Origin of the sequence: Paraburkholderia diazotrophica (genome assembly GCF_038900755.1) — a bacterium.
GTDB lineage: Bacteria > Pseudomonadota > Gammaproteobacteria > Burkholderiales > Burkholderiaceae > Paraburkholderia > Paraburkholderia diazotrophica_A.
The window spans coordinates 216,392-232,832 of record NZ_JBBPEN010000005.1 but is presented as its reverse complement, the minus strand read 5'-3'; the positions used below and the strand labels follow the sequence as shown (position 1 = coordinate 232,832).

15 protein-coding genes are annotated in these 16,441 nt (G+C 64.8%); 13 read left to right on the top strand and 2 right to left on the bottom strand.

Going from position 1 to position 16,441, the window contains the following annotated elements:
- Nucleotides 1–158: 158 nt before the first annotated feature.
- The 7 genes from dnaX to AABE10_RS17935 all read left to right on the top strand — a co-directional run bounded on the left by dnaX (nt 159) and on the right by AABE10_RS17935 (nt 7,833).
- Nucleotides 159–2,522, top strand: coding sequence for a DNA polymerase III subunit gamma/tau (gene dnaX / locus AABE10_RS17965; RefSeq protein WP_342934622.1), 2,364 nt, complete (start codon nt 159–161; stop codon nt 2,520–2,522).
- Nucleotides 2,523–2,584: 62 nt separating this feature from the next.
- On the top strand, nt 2,585–2,911 hold the full coding sequence (locus AABE10_RS17960; RefSeq protein WP_006048866.1) for a YbaB/EbfC family nucleoid-associated protein: 327 nt from the start codon (nt 2,585–2,587) through the stop codon (nt 2,909–2,911).
- Nucleotides 2,912–3,002: 91 nt separating this feature from the next.
- Nucleotides 3,003–3,599 (top strand): recombination mediator RecR, encoded by a 597-nt coding sequence (recR, locus tag AABE10_RS17955; protein WP_342934621.1) that lies wholly within the window; start codon nt 3,003–3,005, stop codon nt 3,597–3,599.
- A gap of 66 nt (nt 3,600–3,665) precedes the next feature.
- Nucleotides 3,666–4,907: a CaiB/BaiF CoA-transferase family protein gene (locus tag AABE10_RS17950; protein ID WP_342934620.1), complete on the top strand. Its 1,242-nt coding sequence runs from the start codon at nt 3,666–3,668 to the stop codon at nt 4,905–4,907.
- Nucleotides 4,908–5,016: 109 nt separating this feature from the next.
- A complete protein-coding gene (locus AABE10_RS17945; RefSeq protein ID WP_342934619.1) occupies nt 5,017–6,054 on the top strand; it encodes an ABC transporter substrate-binding protein in 1,038 nt (345 codons plus the stop codon).
- A 128-nt stretch (nt 6,055–6,182) separates the two neighbouring features.
- Nucleotides 6,183–7,007 (top strand): ABC transporter ATP-binding protein, encoded by an 825-nt coding sequence (locus AABE10_RS17940; RefSeq protein WP_342934618.1) that lies wholly within the window; start codon nt 6,183–6,185, stop codon nt 7,005–7,007.
- 1 nt (nt 7,008) lies between these two features.
- Complete coding sequence (locus AABE10_RS17935; RefSeq protein ID WP_342934617.1) at nt 7,009–7,833, top strand: ABC transporter permease; 825 nt, start codon at nt 7,009–7,011, stop codon at nt 7,831–7,833.
- A 106-nt stretch (nt 7,834–7,939) separates the two neighbouring features.
- Here the strand turns inward: AABE10_RS17935 and AABE10_RS17930 are convergent, their stop codons facing one another.
- A complete protein-coding gene (locus AABE10_RS17930; protein ID WP_342934616.1) occupies nt 7,940–8,914 on the bottom strand; it encodes an NADPH:quinone oxidoreductase family protein in 975 nt (324 codons plus the stop codon).
- 298 nt (nt 8,915–9,212) lie between these two features.
- On the opposite strand from AABE10_RS17930, the gene surE reads away from it, so the two are divergent.
- Genes surE through AABE10_RS17905 form a run of 5 tightly spaced genes read left to right on the top strand, consistent with a single transcriptional unit; the run spans nt 9,213 to nt 13,906 of the window.
- Nucleotides 9,213–9,971, top strand: a complete 759-nt coding sequence (gene surE / locus AABE10_RS17925) for a 5'/3'-nucleotidase SurE (protein WP_342934615.1) — start codon at nt 9,213–9,215, stop codon at nt 9,969–9,971.
- Nucleotides 9,968–11,074: a protein-L-isoaspartate(D-aspartate) O-methyltransferase gene (locus AABE10_RS17920; protein WP_342934614.1), complete on the top strand. Its 1,107-nt coding sequence runs from the start codon at nt 9,968–9,970 to the stop codon at nt 11,072–11,074. Before surE ends, AABE10_RS17920 begins: the two co-directional genes overlap by 4 nt.
- 5 nt (nt 11,075–11,079) lie before the next feature.
- A complete protein-coding gene (locus AABE10_RS17915; protein WP_342934899.1) occupies nt 11,080–12,012 on the top strand; it encodes a peptidoglycan DD-metalloendopeptidase family protein in 933 nt (310 codons plus the stop codon).
- 16 nt (nt 12,013–12,028) lie between these two features.
- The gene (rpoS, locus tag AABE10_RS17910; protein WP_342934613.1) at nt 12,029–13,123 is read left to right on the top strand and encodes an RNA polymerase sigma factor RpoS; all 1,095 of its coding nucleotides are present in this window, start codon (nt 12,029–12,031) and stop codon (nt 13,121–13,123) included.
- Nucleotides 13,124–13,129: 6 nt separating this feature from the next.
- A complete protein-coding gene (locus AABE10_RS17905; RefSeq protein ID WP_342934612.1) occupies nt 13,130–13,906 on the top strand; it encodes a 3'-5' exonuclease in 777 nt (258 codons plus the stop codon).
- Between the two features lie 66 nt (nt 13,907–13,972).
- Here AABE10_RS17905 and AABE10_RS17900 read toward each other — a convergent pair whose 3' ends face one another.
- The gene (locus tag AABE10_RS17900; protein WP_342934611.1) at nt 13,973–14,836 is read right to left on the bottom strand and encodes an endonuclease/exonuclease/phosphatase family protein; all 864 of its coding nucleotides are present in this window, start codon (nt 14,834–14,836) and stop codon (nt 13,973–13,975) included.
- A gap of 106 nt (nt 14,837–14,942) precedes the next feature.
- On the opposite strand from AABE10_RS17900, the gene rlmD reads away from it, so the two are divergent.
- A complete protein-coding gene (rlmD, locus tag AABE10_RS17895; RefSeq protein ID WP_342934610.1) occupies nt 14,943–16,367 on the top strand; it encodes a 23S rRNA (uracil(1939)-C(5))-methyltransferase RlmD in 1,425 nt (474 codons plus the stop codon).
- Nucleotides 16,368–16,441: the final 74 nt, after the last annotated feature.

Genomic DNA, 16,441 nt, shown 5'->3' with positions numbered 1-16,441 from the left:
ACTTCCCCCGTATTTCTCGTCATCTGCGTTGGTCGAAACGCGGCATGTTTTGGCGCCTGCGCTGCGAAATTCGATGAGCCGTCAGAGCGTTGTCACGCCTTGCGCGCGCGTACGATCGATTCGTCTTTTCGCGTCAGCGTTGCTGATACAATTTCCGGATGACCTATCAAGTTCTCGCACGCAAATGGCGGCCGAAGGATTTCGCTTCGCTCGTCGGACAGGAGCACGTGGTGCGCGCGCTCACGCACGCGCTCGACGGTGGCCGTCTGCACCACGCCTATCTGTTTACGGGCACGCGCGGCGTCGGCAAGACGACGCTTTCGCGCATCTTCGCGAAGGCGCTCAATTGTGAAACGGGCGTGACGGCCACGCCGTGCGGTGTCTGCCGTGCTTGCCGCGAGATCGACGAAGGGCGCTTCGTCGATTATGTCGAGATGGACGCGGCGAGCAACCGTGGCGTCGACGAAATGGCCGCGCTGCTGGAGCGCGCCGTGTATGCGCCTGTCGATGCGCGCTTCAAGGTCTACATGATCGACGAAGTGCACATGCTCACGAACCACGCGTTCAACGCGATGTTGAAGACGCTGGAAGAGCCACCGCCGCATGTGAAGTTCATTCTCGCGACGACCGATCCGCAGAAGATTCCCGTCACGGTGCTCTCGCGCTGCCTTCAGTTCAACCTGAAGCAGATGCCCGCCGGGCATATCGTGTCGCATCTCGAACGCATCCTGGGCGAAGAGAACATTCCGCACGAGGCGCAGGCGTTGCGCCTGCTCGCGAGAGCCGCGGATGGCTCGATGCGCGATGCGCTGTCGCTGACCGACCAGGCGATCGCGTACTCGGCCAATCAGGTCACCGAGGAAGCCGTGCGCGGCATGCTCGGCGCGCTCGACCAGAGCTATCTGATTCGTCTCCTCGATACGCTCGTCGCCGGCGACGGCGCTGGGGTGCTGTCCGTCGCCGATGAGATGGCGTTGCGGAGCCTGTCGTTCTCGACCGCACTGCAAGACCTCGCGGGTCTTTTGCACAAGATCGCGTGGGCGCAGTTCGCGCCGTCGTCGGTGCTGGAAGAGTGGCCGGAGGCCGCCGACCTGCGCCGTTTCGCCGATGCGCTGAGCCCCGAGCAGGTTCAACTGTTCTATCAGATCGCGACAATCGGCCGAAGCGAGCTGGGCCTCGCGCCCGATGAATACGCCGGCTTCACGATGACGCTGTTGCGGATGCTCGCGTTCGAGCCGGCGCCGAATGGCGGCTGCGGGGGCGTGACTCCTGCGGGACGCTCGACGGTTCCGGCTGCGGGTGGATCGAAGCGCGCGGGGGCGCCTGTCGCCGCGGCGCCTGTGCGTGCGGCACAGGAGCGGCCAATCGAGACGCCAGCCGCTGCACCGATGCCCGAATCGGTGCCCGCTCAGTCGAAAGCAGTCGGTGAAGCATCTGAAATCGCACCCGTAGCAACGGTCGATGTTGACGCGAGATCGATGGGGTCTGAAGCCGTGCCGAAGGACGTCGACGAAGCGCCCGCTGCCTCAAGCGCTCCCGAAGATTTGCCAACCGACCCCGCCGCGTCAGACGATAACCCGACCGAAGAAGCCGCAACCACGCCGCCACAGCAGCCCGAAGCCGCGCCGCGCCGCGCGGGTGGCGCGAGCGCCGCGCTCGACGTGCTGCGCAACGCGGGCATGAAAGTATCGACGGATCGCGGCGCTTCGGCCCGTTCGGCTTCCACTGCGCCTGCCGCAGCCGCGTCTCCCGCGCCGACGGCGAAGCCCGCCGCGCCGCGCGTCGCCGTTCGCGTGCCGACGCCCGATCCCGCGCGCCGCGCCGCAGCCGCCGGGCAGCAGGAGGCCACCGCGCGCTCCCAGCAGTCGCGTGGCGCGCAGCAGCGCGGCTCGTCTGTTCCGCCATGGGAAGACATTCCCCCTGACGACTACATTCCCGCTTCGTCGGACGACGCGTTCTTCGCGCCCTCCGACGACAACTTCATTCCCGTCTTCGACAGCGGCCCCGATGACATGGTCGTCGCGCGGAGCAGCGCGTCCGCCGCAGCGCCCGCGGTGGCGCCTGTCGTCGACATCCGCACGCTGCCGCCCGCCGTGCCGCTCGACGCTATCGGCTTCGACGGCGACTGGCCGGCGCTCGCCGTCACGCTGCCGCTCAAGGGCATCTCATATCAGCTCGCGTTCAACAGCGAGCTGATGGCCGTCGAGGGCAAGACGCTCAAGCTCAACGTCGCAGTCCAGCTCTACGCCGAGCCCGCGCAGATCGCGAAGCTGAAAGCGGCGCTCGCCGAACGGCTCGGCAGCGAGATCGACGTGCAAGTCGAAGTCGGTCCCGTGCAGCGCACGGCCGCAGTGCTCGATGCGATCGAGCGCTCGAAGCGTCAACAGGAAGCCGAGCGCGAAATCGGCGCCAATCCATTCGTGCAATCCCTGATCCGCGAGTTCGGCGCGAGCATCGTGCCGGGCTCGGTGCGTCCCCTCACGCCGGGCGCCGACGGCGGCCACAACGCGGCCAGCCACTGATTCCCGCGCGCGCCGGATGAACGCGCGTCAACCGGAATTCACCATTAAGAAGGAGCAAGTCCATGATGAAAGGTCAACTCGCCGGGCTGATGAAGCAAGCCCAGCAGATGCAAGAGAACATGAAGAAGATGCAGGAGCAACTTGCGCAGATCGAAGTCGAGGGGCAGTCGGGCGCGGGCCTCGTCAAGGTGACGATGACCTGCAAGAACGACGTGCGCCGCGTGTCGATCGATCCGAGCCTGCTCGCCGACGATAAGGACATGCTCGAAGATCTCGTGGCGGCTGCGTTCAACGACGCCGTGCGCAAGGCGGAAGCCACCGCTCAGGAGAAGATGGGCGGCATGACCTCGGGCCTGCCGCTGCCGCCGGGCTTCAAGCTGCCGTTCTGATCGCACGGGGCGTTCGCGCGCGGGCATCGGGCGCTCCGCCCGCGGCCCGTGCGCGCCTCGCCGAATCCACCATCGACGCCGCCGTTCCAGCATGAAACAACCTTCCGCCTTGTCGGCGCTCGTCGAAGCGCTGCGCGTTCTGCCTGGCGTCGGGCCGAAGTCCGCGCAACGCATGGCGTACCACCTGATGCAGCACGACCGCGACGGCGCCGAAAAGCTCGGCCGCTCGCTGCTGTTCGCGACCGAGCATCTGCAGCACTGCGAGAAGTGCAACACCTTCACGGAAGCGCAGATCTGCGAAGTCTGCAGCGATACCGAACGCGATCCGACGCTGCTGTGCGTCGTCGAAACGCCCGCCGATCAGATCATGCTCGAACAGACGATGACCTGGCGCGGGCTCTATTTCGTGCTGATGGGGCGCCTGAGTCCGCTCGACGGCATCGGCCCGAAGGAAATCCATTTCGACCGGCTCGTCAAGCGCGCGACGGATGGCGTCGTCAAGGAAGTCGTGCTCGCAACCAACTTCACCAACGAAGGCGAGGCGACGGCGCATTACCTCGGGCAAACGCTGAAGGCACGCGGCCTGTCGGTGACGCGTCTCGCGCGGGGCGTGCCTGTTGGCGGCGAACTCGAATATGTCGATGCGGGCACCATCGCGCGCGCGATGCTCGACAGGCGCTCGATGTAACAGCTAATGGGCGTAGCGCCCGGACGCATCGCCGCATCTGGCAAGTACAAGAAGATCGGGAGACACATGAGCACATCGACTGCAACGCCGGAAGAACCACACAAAGGACCAGCCCAGGGCCCGCTCGCGGGCGTCAAGGTGCTCGAGCTCGGCACGCTGATCGCCGGGCCGTTCGCCGCGCGCTTTCTCGGCGAGTTCGGCGCGGACGTGATCAAGATCGAAGACCCGAAGGGCGGCGATCCGCTGCGCAAATGGCGCAAGCTCTATCCCGAAGTGGGCGGCACGTCGCTGTGGTGGGCAGTGCAGGCGCGCAACAAGAAGTCGGTGACGATCAATCTCAAGGCCGACGAAGGCAAGGAAATCGTCCGCAAGCTCGCGAAAGAAGCAGATATCGTCGTCGAGAATTTCCGGCCTGGGCTGCTCGAAAAGCTCGGACTCGGCTACGACGTGCTGTCGAAGGAGAACCCCGGCCTCGTGATGGTTCGCCTGTCGGGCTACGGGCAGACGGGGCCGTATCGGGACCGTCCGGGCTTCGGCGCGATAGCGGAATCGATGGGCGGCCTGCGTCATATCACCGGATATCCGGATCTGCCGCCTCCGCGCATCGGCATTTCGATCGGCGATTCGATCGCGGCGCTGCACGGCGTGATCGGCGCGCTGATGGCGTTGCATCACCGCCAGGTGAACGGCGGCAAAGGGCAGGTCGTCGATGTCGCGCTGTACGAAGCCGTCTTCAACATGATGGAAAGCGTCGTTCCCGAGTACGGCGTCTATGGCATGGTGCGCGAGCGCACGGGCGCGTCGCTGCCGGGGATCGTGCCGTCCAATACCTATCCGTGCCGCGACGGCAGCATCGTGATCGGCGGCAACAGTGATCCGATTTTCAGGCGGCTGATGATCGCGATCGGCCGCGACGATCTCGCGAACGATCCCGCGCTCGCGCACAACGACGGCCGGGTGCCGCGCACGCAGGAGATCGACGGCGCGATCGCGGCGTGGCTCGCGGATCGCACGATCGACGAAGCGCTCGACGTGCTGAACGCGGCCGACGTGCCCGTGGGCCGCATCTATAGCGTTGCGGACATGTTCACCGATCCGCAATACGCCGCGCGCCAGATGATCCAGAACTTCAAATGGCAGGACGGCCGCGACATCACGCTGCCGGGCGTCACGCCCAAACTCTCCGAAACGCCCGGCGAAACGCGCTGGCTGGGGCCCGAACTGGGTGAACATACGGATGAAGTTCTGCGAACGCTGGGTTATGATGCGGACCACATCGCAAGGTTGCACGCGCAACAGGTCGTCTAAGCGGGGAACAGGCCGGCGCTTGAAAGCGCGCGCGAAGAGAGCACAAAGCGCGCGCAGACCGGCCGGCCAGGCCGGCGAGAACAATGACAGAAGAAACGGAGACAGGACCATGCAACGAAGAGGCTTTCTAGCAGGCACCGCGGCGCTCGCGGGCGCATCGCTCGTCGGCTCGCCGCTCGCATTCGGGCAAGGCAAGCTGGAGACATCGAAAGTCGCGATCGCCGTCGGCGGCAAGAATCTTTTCTATTATCTGCCCCTCACAATTGCCGAGCGCCGTAATTTCTTCAAGGACGAAGGGCTCGAAGTCGAAATCTCCGACTTCGCGGGCGGTTCGCAGGCGTTGAAGGCGGCTGTCGGCGGCAGCGCCGATGTCGTTTCCGGCGCGTTCGAGCACACGCTGTTGCTGCAGGCGAAGAACCAGTACTTCCGCGAATTCGTGCTGCAAGGACGCGCGCCGCAGATCGTGCTCGCAGTGTCGAAGAAGACGATGGCGAACTACAAGTCGATCGCGGACCTGAAGGGCAAGAAGATCGGTGTGACGGCGCCAGGTTCGTCGACGTCGATCATGGCGAGTTTCGTGCTCGCGAAAGCCGGGCTGACGGCGAAAGACGTGTCGTTCATCGGCGTCGGCGCGGGCGCAGGGGCGATCGCCGCGCTGCAGTCGGGGCAGATCGACGCGCTCGCCAATCTCGACCCCGTGATGACGAAGCTCGAACGCTCGGGCGAGATTCGCGTCGTGTCCGACACGCGCACGCTCAACGATACGCACACGGTGTTCGGCGGCAACATGCCCGCTGGCTGCCTGTACGCATCGCAAGCGTTCATCAGCAAGAATCCGAACACGACACAGGCGCTCGCCAACGCGATGGTCCGCGCGCTGAAGTGGCTGCAGACGGCGACGGGCACCGAGCTGATCAATACCGTGCCCGAGTCGTATCTGCTCGGCGACCGCGCGCTGTATCTGGATTCGTGGCAGCACGTGAAAGAGGCGATGTCGCCCGACGGCCTGATGCCCGCCGACGGCCCCGCGACGTCGCTCAAGACGCTGCAGGCTTTCGACGACACCATGAAGGGCAAGCCGATCGATTTGTCGAAGACCTGGACGAACGACTTCGTGAAGAAGGCGCTCACGACGGTCAAGGCCTAACGCACCGACACAAGGACAAGGACGAGCGCTGGCGTCGCGCTCAATTCTCAGGCAGAACGCGCGGTCGCGCCGTCACCTCCTTGTCCCGAACCTCGAACCATCCAAGCATCGAAGAAGTGAGCCGAACGATGACCGTTGCCGCCCTGGCGCTCGAAAACATCACCTGCACATTTGCGTCGCGCGAGAATCGCAGCCAGCGATACACCGCCGTCAAGGACACGACCTTGCGCATCGCGCCGGGCGAATTCGTATCGGTCGTCGGGCCGACGGGCTGCGGCAAGTCGACGTTGCTGAACGTCGGCGCGGGGCTGCTGGAGCCGTCGTCGGGTGCGGTGACGGTGTTCGGCGAGAAGCTGTCGGGCATCAACCGGCGCGCGGGCTACATGTTCCAGGCCGACGCGCTGATGCCGTGGCGCTCGGCGCTCGACAACGTGACGGCAGGCCTGTCGTTCCATGACGTGCCGCGCGCCGAAGCCCGTTCGCGTGCCGAAGAATGGCTCAAGCGCGTCGGCCTCGGCGGCTTCGGGGACCGTTATCCGCATCAGCTATCGGGCGGCATGCGAAAGCGGGTTGCGATGGCGCAGACGCTGATCCTCGATCCCGACATCATCCTGATGGACGAGCCGTTTTCCGCGCTCGACATCCAGACGCGTCAGCTGATGGAAAACGAACTGCTCGATCTGTGGGCCGCGAAGCGCAAGGCCGTGCTGTTCATCACGCACGATCTCGACGAAGCGATCGCGATGTCGGATCGCGTCGTCGTGCTGTCGGCGGGACCGGGCACGCGGCCCATCGGCGAGTTCACGATCGATTTGCCGCGTCCGCGCGACGTTGCCGAAGTGCGCTCGCATCCTCGCTTCGTCGAACTGCATGCGCAGATCTGGAGCGTGCTGCGCGATGAGGTATTGAAGGGCTATCAGCAGCAACTGACGGCTGTGCAGGAGAGCAACTGAGATGTGGAAAGTCTTGCGCCCGAACCGCGCCAACCTCGTGATCTGGCAGTGGCTGCTGCTCGTGCTGTCCTTCGTGCTCTGGTACGTGCTGACGAGCCCGACGCTGTTGCCCGCGTTCTATTTTGACGACCCGAACAAGGCCGCGTTCTTTTTCGGCGAGCCGCAGAAAGTGCTCGTGCGGATCTGGGAGTGGTTCACGTCCGGCGAGATCTATCTGCATCTGTGGATCACGCTGATCGAGACGGTGCTCGCATTCGCGCTCGGCACGGTGCTGGGGCTCGGCGTCGGCCTATGGCTCGCGCTCTCGCCGCTCGCGAGCGCGCTATTCGATCCGTATATCAAGGCAGCGAACTCGATGCCGCGCGTGATTCTCGCGCCGATCTTCGGCGTGTGGTTCGGCCTCGGCATCTGGTCGAAGGTCGCGCTCGGCGTGACGCTGGTGTTCTTCATCGTGTTCTTCAACGTCTATCAGGGCGTGAAGGAAGTGAGCCCCGTCGTGCTCGCCAACGCGCGCATGCTCGGCGCGAACCGCAAGCAGTTGCTGCGCGCCGTCTATCTGCCGAGCGCGATGAGCTGGGTGTTTTCGAGCCTGCATACGTCGGTCGGGCTCGCGTTCGTCGGCTCGGTGGTCGGCGAGTATCTGGGCTCGGCGCGCGGCGTCGGCTATCTGATTCTGCAAGCCGAGGGCACCTTCGATATCAACACGGTGTTCGCCGGCATTCTCGTGCTGACGGCTTTCGCGCTGGTACTCGATGCAATCGTCGGCATGCTGGAGCGGCGCCTGATGAAATGGCAGCCGAAGAGCGGCGAGACGGAAAAGATCTGATCGACGGTGTATCGAAAGAAGAACGGCGCGTGACCTGCGAGGGCCACGCGCCGTTTGTCGTTTCGTTTTGTCGTTTGACGTTCGCCGCCGAGCAGTCCGTTCGTGCTTACGGCGTGATCACGATCTTGCCGAGCACGCGCCGCTGCGCCATGTCGTTGAGCGCGCGCGGCGTATCTTCGAGCGGATAGCGCGCCGAGACCAGCGGCTTGAGCTTGCCCTCGCGAATCCACCCGACCATCTCCTGGAACGCGGCTGCGTTGCGCTGCGGTTCGCGGCGCGCGAAATCGCCCCAGAACACGCCGACGATGCTCGCGCCTTTCAGCAACGCGAGATTGAGCGGCAACTTCGGAATTTCGCCGTTCGCAAAGCCGACGACGAGGTAGCGCCCACGCCAGCCGATGCTGCGAAATGCGGGCTCGGCATAGCTGCCGCCGACCGGGTCATAGATCACATCGGGACCTTTGCCGTCCGTCAGCGAGTTGATGCGCTCGCGCAGATCTTCCGTCGCGTAGTTGATGGTCGCGTCGGCGCCGTGCGTGACACAGGTCGCGAGCTTCTCGTCGCTCGACGCCGCGGCGATCACGCGCGCGCCGAGCGCCTTGCCGATTTCGACGGCCGCGAGTCCGACGCCGCCCGCCGCGCCCAGCACGAGCATCGTTTCGCCCGCTTTCAACGCCGCGCGATCGACGACGGCATGGTGCGACGTGCCATATGCGAGCGTGAAGACGGCGGCCGTCTCCAGGTCGGCGTCTTCGGGCAGCGGCACGCACGCGCTCGCATCGGCGAGCGCCTGCTCGGCGAAGCCGCCTTGCTGCGTATAAGCGACCACGCGCATCCCCGGCTTGAACTGCGTGACGCCTTCGCCGACGACGCGCACGATGCCCGCGACTTCCGCGCCGGGCGTGAAGGGCAGGGGCGGCTTGAACTGATACTTGTTCTGGATGATCAGCACGTCAGGAAAATTGACGCTCGCGGCTTTCACGTCGATCACGATCTGGCCGGCTTGCGGCTGAAGATCGGGCAATTCCTCGATGCTGAGTGTCTCGGGCGGACCATAGTGGTTGCAGCGGATTGCGCGCATCGTGTCTCCAGTCGATAAATGTCCATCGCAAGATTGACGGGTTCATAAGCGTGCTGTCGATCAGCATGCTTGCCGCGATCTTTGCGCCCCGTTCAGGCAACGCAGCGTCGACGGCAAAACGTCGACGGCAAAACATCGACAGCAAGCGAACCCCCACAGCGAAGCAGTGTAAAGCAAGCGCGAACGAGCGTGCGCTTCCATTGCGGCGCGAAGCCCATGAAGCCATGCGTTCAGACATAGGCATGCTGCGGGCCAGCGTGTCGTTCGCGTGCCTTGTTTCCTCGGTTACAATCGGCGCATGCGAATCCTACTCAGCAATGACGACGGTTATCTGGCGCCCGGCCTTGCCGCGCTTTACGAAGCGCTGAAGCCGCTCGCCGATGTCACCGTGATGGCACCCGAACAGAATTGCAGCGGCGCGTCTAACTCGCTGACGCTCTCGCGCCCGCTGTCGGTGCTGCGCTCGTCCAACGGTTTCTACTACGTGAACGGCACGCCGACCGATTCCGTTCACATCGCGCTGACGGGCATGCTCGACCATACGCCGGATCTCGTCGTATCGGGCATCAACAATGGCCAGAACATGGGCGAGGACACGCTGTACTCGGGCACGGTCGCCGCCGCGACGGAAGGCATCATGTTCGGCGTGCCCGCGATCGCGTTTTCGCTCGTCGACAAAGACTGGGTGCACCTCGAAGACGCCACGCGCATCGCCGCCGAAATCGTCGCGCACTATCTCGAACGTCCGCTGCCGGGCCATCCGTTGCTGAACGTCAACATACCGAACCTGCCTTACGAGCAGTTGCGCGACTGGCGCATCACGCGTCTCGGCAAGCGGCACCCGTCGCAGCCGGTGATCCGGCAGACCAATCCGCGCGGCGAGCCGATCTACTGGATCGGTCCGTCAGGCGGCGCCCGCGATGCCAGCGAAGGCACCGACTTCCATGCAGTCGCGAACGGCTTCGTGTCGATCACGCCGCTGCAACTCGATCTGACCGACACGGCCATGCTGCCCGCGGCGTGCGACTGGGTGCGCGCCGGGAGCGGCACTTCATGACTGGCGAGCGCGCAAAGCGCTTCCCGCTTGGACTCGAAGACCTGGTGCGCGAGCCGCGCCGGGCCGACGTGCGTGCGAGCGATGCGCGCGGCGCGAAGACGCCCGTCAAGCCGGCGGCATCGAACGTGAATTCACAGGCGGGCCGCGCGCGCAGCGGCGCGAGCGGCACGGCGGGCGTCACTTCCCCGGCGGGCGCGAAGGGCGTTGTCGGCGCGCTCAATGCGGGCGCGAAGAACGCGAACGCCGGCGCATCCGCGCGCACGCCTTCGATTGCAAAAAACGCGACGGGAATCGTCAATACAAAGAACGCAAAGAGGACGACGGGCACGACTGGCACGATCGGCACAATCGGCACGACCGCGATCCGCAACGACGGCGCGCGCAACCAGTTGCCGCGTCCCGTGACGACATCGTCGGATCGCACGGGCGCGCCGAACGTCGCGCTCAGCAGCGCGCTGACGCTGACCTCCGAACGCGTGCGCGAGCGGATGGTCGAACGGCTGCGAGCGAACGGCGTGTCGGACTCGCGCGTGCTCAATGCGATGGCGATGGTGCCGCGCCACATGTTCGTGGACCCAGGCCTCGCCACGCAGGCGTATGAAGATGCGGCGCTGCCCATCGGCCATCACCAGACGATCTCAAAGCCATCCGTGGTCGCGCGGATGATCGAACTGGCCGCGCAGGGCCGCACGCTCGCGAATGTGCTCGAAATCGGCACCGGCTGCGGCTACCAGGCTGCCGTGCTGAGCCAGGTCGCGCGCGACGTGTATTCGATTGAACGCATCAAACCGCTTTACGAGCGCGCGAAGACGAACCTGCGCCCGCTGCGCATCCCGAACATCCGTCTGCATTACGGAGACGGACGCGTCGGTTTGCCGTCGGCGGCGCCGTTCGATGCAATCGTGATCGCGGCGGCGGGACTCGATGTGCCGCAGGCGCTGCTCGAACAGCTCGCCATCGGCGCGCGGCTCGTGGCGCCCGTCGGATCGCAGGACGGACAGTCGCAGGTGCTCACGCTCGTCGAGCGCACGGGGCCCGCGCAATGGCGCGAATCGCGGCTTGATCGCGTTTTCTTTGTCCCCTTAAAATCCGGAGTGATTTGAACCTGATGAGTATGTTTCGCGCGATGCAAAGAACCAGCCAGAATATCCCGTTGACCATCGCTCAGCGCAGCGTTTGCGTAGCCATGCTTTCCGTGTTGGCGGCATGTGCCACGCGCCTCGATCAGGCGCCCGTCGTCGATCGCTCCGGCACCCTCGGCACCATCAACCAGGCGGGCGGTGCGCCCGGCGCGCAGCCTGCTGCGCCGCTCGGTCCGCCGCCTCCGGGCTACTACCGAGTGAAGCCGGGCGACACGTTGTATAGGATCGCGCTCGAAAACGGTCAAAACTATCGCGACATCGCTACGTGGAACAACCTGACGAACCCGAACCAGATCGAGGTCGACCAGTTGCTGCGCGTGGCGCCGCCGGGCGCGAACGGCGCGCCTGTCGTGCCGGGTGTCGCGACGGCGCCCATCGGCGGTGGTGCAGTGCAGAGCGCACCGCTGAACGGCGCGCCGCAGGCCGCGCAGGCGAACCAGCCGCCGCTCTTCGGTGCGGCGCCAGGCGCGTCGGGCGCGCAGGCGACGACGATCCCGCCGCAGGGTGCCAGCGATACGACGGCGTCGAATGGAAACGTGTCGTTTGTGTGGCCGGTTCGAGGGCCGCTGCTCAACAGCTTTGACGATTCGAAGAACAAAGGCGTGAACATCGGGGGCACGGCGGGCGAACCGGTAAAGGCTTCCGCTGATGGCCGGGTGGTTTATGCAGGAAATGGGCTGCGCGGTTACGGCAATCTCATTATCATCAAACATGACGCAACGTATCTCACAGCGTATGCACATAATCGTGCTTTGATGGTAAAAGAGGGTGACGCGGTAACGAAAGGTCAGAAGATCGCCGAAATGGGCAACAGTGATTCGGACCGCGTGATGTTGCATTTCGAAGTTCGCCGCCAGGGTAAGCCTGTCGACCCATTGAAGTATTTGCCGCCGCAATAAGCCAAGCGATACGACCATGCCGAAATCGAAGCGCCGCACACCGCAAGCAGAGACTGAGTCACTCAGCCGTGCCACGCATGTTTCGGTGGACGATGCTGGCGCTTCCGATGCCGACGACGAAGCGGTCGACGATCTCGAAAGCGCCAACGATCTCGACGAACGCGCATCGGGTTCCGACGAAGAATCCGAGTCGCGCGAAGGCGCAAACGATTCCGCACCCGACGCCGACGATTTCCGCGCGCTCCTGCAAGCCGAACTCACGGCCGACACGATCCAGCATTACCTGAACCGGATCAGCGTGAAGCCGCTGCTCACCGTCGAGGAAGAGCAGCGCTACTCGCGTCTTGCGAAAGCGGGCGAGTTCGAAGCGCGTCAGGTGATGATCGAGCGCAATCTGCGGCTGGTGGTCAGCATCGCGAAGGGTTATCTGAATCGCGGCGTGCCGCTGCTCGATCTGATCGAAGAGGGCAACCTCGGCCTGATGCACGCGATCGAAAAGTTCGATCCGACGCGCGGCTTCCGCTTCTCGACTTACGCGACGTGGTGGATCCGCCAGAGCATCGAGCGCGCGATCATGAATCAGGCGCGCACGGTGCGGCTGCCCGTGCACGTGATCCGCGAGCTGAACCAGGTGCTGCGCGCGAAGCGCCACCTCGAAAAGAATTCGATGAACTCGGGCGAGGCGGCTGACCGCCGCGACGCGAGCATCGACGATATCGCGTATCTGACGGGCAAGACGACGGACGAAGTGACCGACATCCTCGCGCTGAACGAGCACACGGCGTCGCTCGACGCGCCGCTCGATCTCGATCCCGCGAGCAGTCTGCTCGATCTGCTGTCGGACGACCAGAGCCAGTCGCCGGACGCGGAAGTGCAGCATCGCGAGCTCGAGACGCTGACGCGCGCATGGCTCGCGCGGCTGTCGGACAAGCATCGGCATGTGATCGAGCGCCGCTTCGGTCTCAATCACATCGAGCCGGCCACGCTCGAAGAACTCGCCGACGAAATGGGCCTCACGCGGGAGCGTGTGCGCCAGATCCAGCAAGAGGCGCTCGTGCGTCTGAAGCGCTTCTTTGCCTCCAATGGCGTACGCAAGGACGCCGTTCTTTAGAAACCAATGACTCCAATTCTGGTTTTCGACATCGAGACGATTCCCGATGTCGCTGGCATTCGCCGGCTTGAAAGTCTTCCCGCCACGATGTCCGACGAAGAAGTCGCCGAGCATGCTTTCGCGGCGCGGCGCGAGAAGACGGGCAGCGATTTTCTGCCGCATCATCTGCAGCGCGTCGCCGCGATTTCATGCGTGTTCCGCGACAACAACGGCTTTCGCGTGCGCTCGCTCGGCACGCCCGAAGACGGCGAAGCCGCGCTCGTGCAATCGTTCTTCCGGACCATCGAGAAATACACGCCGCAGTTGGTGTCATGGAACGGCGGCGGCTTCGATCTGCCCGTGCTGCACTACCGCGCGCTCGTCAACGGCATTCGTGCGAACCGCTACTGGGACCTCGGCGAAGACGACCGCGACTTCAAATGGAACAACTACATCAGCCGCTATCACTCGCGTCACACCGATCTGATGGATGTGCTCGCGATGTATCAGGCGCGCGCGAACGCGCCGCTCGATGCGCTCGCGAAGCTGTGCGGCTTTCCCGGCAAGCTGGGAATGGACGGCGGCCAGGTGTGGCACGCGTTCCGGGCGGGCCGCATCGATGAGATCCGCAACTACTGCGAGACGGATGTCGTCAACACGTATCTGCTGTACTGCCGCTTCCAGCTGATGCGCGGCGGCTTCTCGCCCGAAGAGTACGCGGACGAAATCGCGTTCGTGAAGAACGCGCTCGCGCAGGAGCCGGCGCCGCATTGGGCCGAGTATCTGGCTGCGTTCGAGAACTGATCGCTGCGTGCGCTCGCATGCACGCGCCGCGGATGATGCACGCGCGCCGCGTGCACGCAGGGCAGGTCAATCCATCGCCAGCACGATCGGCTGATGATCGGATGCGCGCGTCGCGCCGTCGATCTCGCAACTGCGCAACCGCGTGCGCAGGTCTTCTGTGACGAACAGGAAATCGCACGTGAGCGGCCCGTCCGACCACTGCGCCTTGTCGTAGACGCCTGCCGTCATCGGCGGACTCTGGTTCGGGTGCAGCGCCGTCCACGCGTCGACAAACGACGGGCTGCCGTCGAGCGGCTCCAGCATGCGCCTGTACGCTTCGCTGTCGTACGCGCTGTTGAAATCGCCGCAGACAATCGCGCTGACAGGCCGCCCCGTATCGGTGAAAGGCCCGATCGCATTTTCGGCGGGCGCGGGGTGCGCGGCATGCGCGGCCGCTTCCTGCTGCATCGCGCGCAGATGGTTCACCTGCGCGAGCCGTTGCTTGAGCGAATAGAACTCCAGATGCGTGACGATTACGCGCAGCGGCCCGCTCGGCGCGCGCAGCACGGCTTCGAGCGCGACGCGCTGCATCGACGGCGCTTCCGGGTCGGCGGGCCACGGCAGCGAATGACGGATCACGCGCTCGACGGGCAGACGCGTCGCGAGCGCGTTGCCGAACTGCCGGCGCGGCGCGGCGGGCGCATCGAGCTTGAGCGGCGCCAGATCCGCGCCGATCGCGCCGAGCACGGTGTAGCCGGGCAGCAGATCGGCAAGCTCGGCGAACTGGTCGTCGCCCGGATGGCCCGCCAGCACCGAAAAGCCACGCGTGACTTCCTGCATGCACAGCACATCGAAATCGGCGAGCCGCCGTGCTTCGTCGATCGTGCGCGACAGGTTCACGTCCCCGTGCGCACTGCGTCCCCACTGGACGTTCCAGCTGATCAGTCGCATCGTCAAATCTCCGTCGGTGTTTGTCGTTCGTCTACAATCTCATGTTTGGTCCCGCTGATTTTTCATGTCGGGTCCCACTTTTACACAGTCTGTCAGGAAGTCGCAGGTGTCTGAAACTGTTACCCCCATTGGTAAAACGCGCTCGCCCCGCAAGAGCAGGCATGCGCGCGACGAGGCTGCCGCCGGCCCGTTCAAGGCCCCCGAACTCGATATCGACTCGCTCGACATGGAAGCGCGCGGCGTCGGCCGCACCGTCACGGAAGACGGCTCGCCCGGCAAGGTCATCTTCGTCGAGGGCGCGCTGCCCGGCGAACGCGTCACCTATTCGAGCTACCGGAAGAAGCCGAGTTTCGAACAGGCGCAAGTCGTCGATATTCTTAAAGAGAGCGTGATCCGTACCCGCCCGCAGTGCAAGTTTTTTGGCACGTGCGGCGGTTGTTCGATGCAGCATCTCGACGTGCGCGCGCAGATCGCCGTCAAGCAGCGCGTGCTCGAAGACAATCTGATGCATCTGGCGAAGCTGCGCGCGGAAACCGTCTTCCGGCCGATCCACGGCCCGTCGTGGGGCTACCGCTATCGCGCGCGGCTGACCGTGCGCAACGTCGTGAAGAAGGGCGGCGTGCTGGTGGGCTTCCATGAGAAGAAGAGCAGCTACGTCGCCGACATGACGAGCTGCGAAGTGCTGCCGCCGCATGTGTCGGACATGCTGGTGCCGCTGCGCCATCTGGTCGAAGGGTTGTCGATTCGCGAGCGCATGCCGCAAATCGAACTGGCCGTCGGCTCGTCGGTGACGGCGCTCGTGCTGCGCATCCTGGAGCCGATCAACGCCGCCGACGAACAGCTGCTGCGCGATTTCGCCGACCAGCACAACGTCCAGTTCTGGCTGCAGCCGAAGGGGCCGGATACCGTCTATCCGTTCTATCCGCTCGACCGGCAGCTCGACTACACGCTGCCCGAGTACGGCATCCGCATGCCGTTCCGTCCGACCGATTTCACGCAGGTCAATCACCAGATCAACCGCGTGCTGGTGGGCCGCGCGCTGCGCCTGCTGGCGCCCGCAAAGACCGATCGCGTGCTCGATCTGTTTTGCGGCATCGGCAACTTCACGCTGCCGCTCGCGCGGGTTTCGCGCGAAGTGGTGGGCATCGAAGGCAGCGACGTGCTGACCACGCGCGCGCTCGAAAACGCGAAGGAAAACGGCGTCGACGGGCATACGTCGTTCGCGTGCCGCAACCTGTTTGAAGTCACCGCCGACGACATCCGCGCGCTCGGCCACTTCGACAAGTATCTGATCGATCCGCCGCGCGAAGGGGCGCTGGCCGTATCGAAGGCGCTCGCGGACATCGCGCAAAGCGGCGAAGGGCCGCTGCCGAAGCGCATCGTCTATGTGTCCTGCAACCCGGCGACGCTCGCCCGCGACGCCGGCCTGCTCGTGCATGAAGCCGGCTATCGGCTGAAGGGCGCGGGCGTCGTGAACATGTTCCCGCACACGTCGCACGTCGAATCGATCGCGCTGTTCGAGCGTGACTGACCGGGCGCGAACGAAACGGGCCCGTCGTGAGGCGCGTCCGCGTAAAGCGGGCGCCAGAATGAGCGGCGCAGCGA

Coding starts and splice junctions, on each gene's coding strand:
- AABE10_RS17900 (WP_342934611.1), bottom strand. CDS start 14,836: ATGCGACTGATCAGCTGGAACGTCCAGTGGGGACGCAGTGCGCACGGG.
- AABE10_RS17905 (WP_342934612.1), top strand. CDS start 13,130: ATGACTCCAATTCTGGTTTTCGACATCGAGACGATTCCCGATGTCGCT.
- surE (WP_342934615.1), top strand. CDS start 9,213: ATGCGAATCCTACTCAGCAATGACGACGGTTATCTGGCGCCCGGCCTT.
- AABE10_RS17915 (WP_342934899.1), top strand. CDS start 11,080: ATGAGTATGTTTCGCGCGATGCAAAGAACCAGCCAGAATATCCCGTTG.
- dnaX (WP_342934622.1), top strand. CDS start 159: ATGACCTATCAAGTTCTCGCACGCAAATGGCGGCCGAAGGATTTCGCT.
- AABE10_RS17935 (WP_342934617.1), top strand. CDS start 7,009: ATGTGGAAAGTCTTGCGCCCGAACCGCGCCAACCTCGTGATCTGGCAG.
- AABE10_RS17930 (WP_342934616.1), bottom strand. CDS start 8,914: ATGCGCGCAATCCGCTGCAACCACTATGGTCCGCCCGAGACACTCAGC.
- rpoS (WP_342934613.1), top strand. CDS start 12,029: ATGCCGAAATCGAAGCGCCGCACACCGCAAGCAGAGACTGAGTCACTC.
- AABE10_RS17940 (WP_342934618.1), top strand. CDS start 6,183: ATGACCGTTGCCGCCCTGGCGCTCGAAAACATCACCTGCACATTTGCG.
- recR (WP_342934621.1), top strand. CDS start 3,003: ATGAAACAACCTTCCGCCTTGTCGGCGCTCGTCGAAGCGCTGCGCGTT.
- AABE10_RS17945 (WP_342934619.1), top strand. CDS start 5,017: ATGCAACGAAGAGGCTTTCTAGCAGGCACCGCGGCGCTCGCGGGCGCA.
- AABE10_RS17960 (WP_006048866.1), top strand. CDS start 2,585: ATGATGAAAGGTCAACTCGCCGGGCTGATGAAGCAAGCCCAGCAGATG.
- AABE10_RS17950 (WP_342934620.1), top strand. CDS start 3,666: ATGAGCACATCGACTGCAACGCCGGAAGAACCACACAAAGGACCAGCC.
- AABE10_RS17920 (WP_342934614.1), top strand. CDS start 9,968: ATGACTGGCGAGCGCGCAAAGCGCTTCCCGCTTGGACTCGAAGACCTG.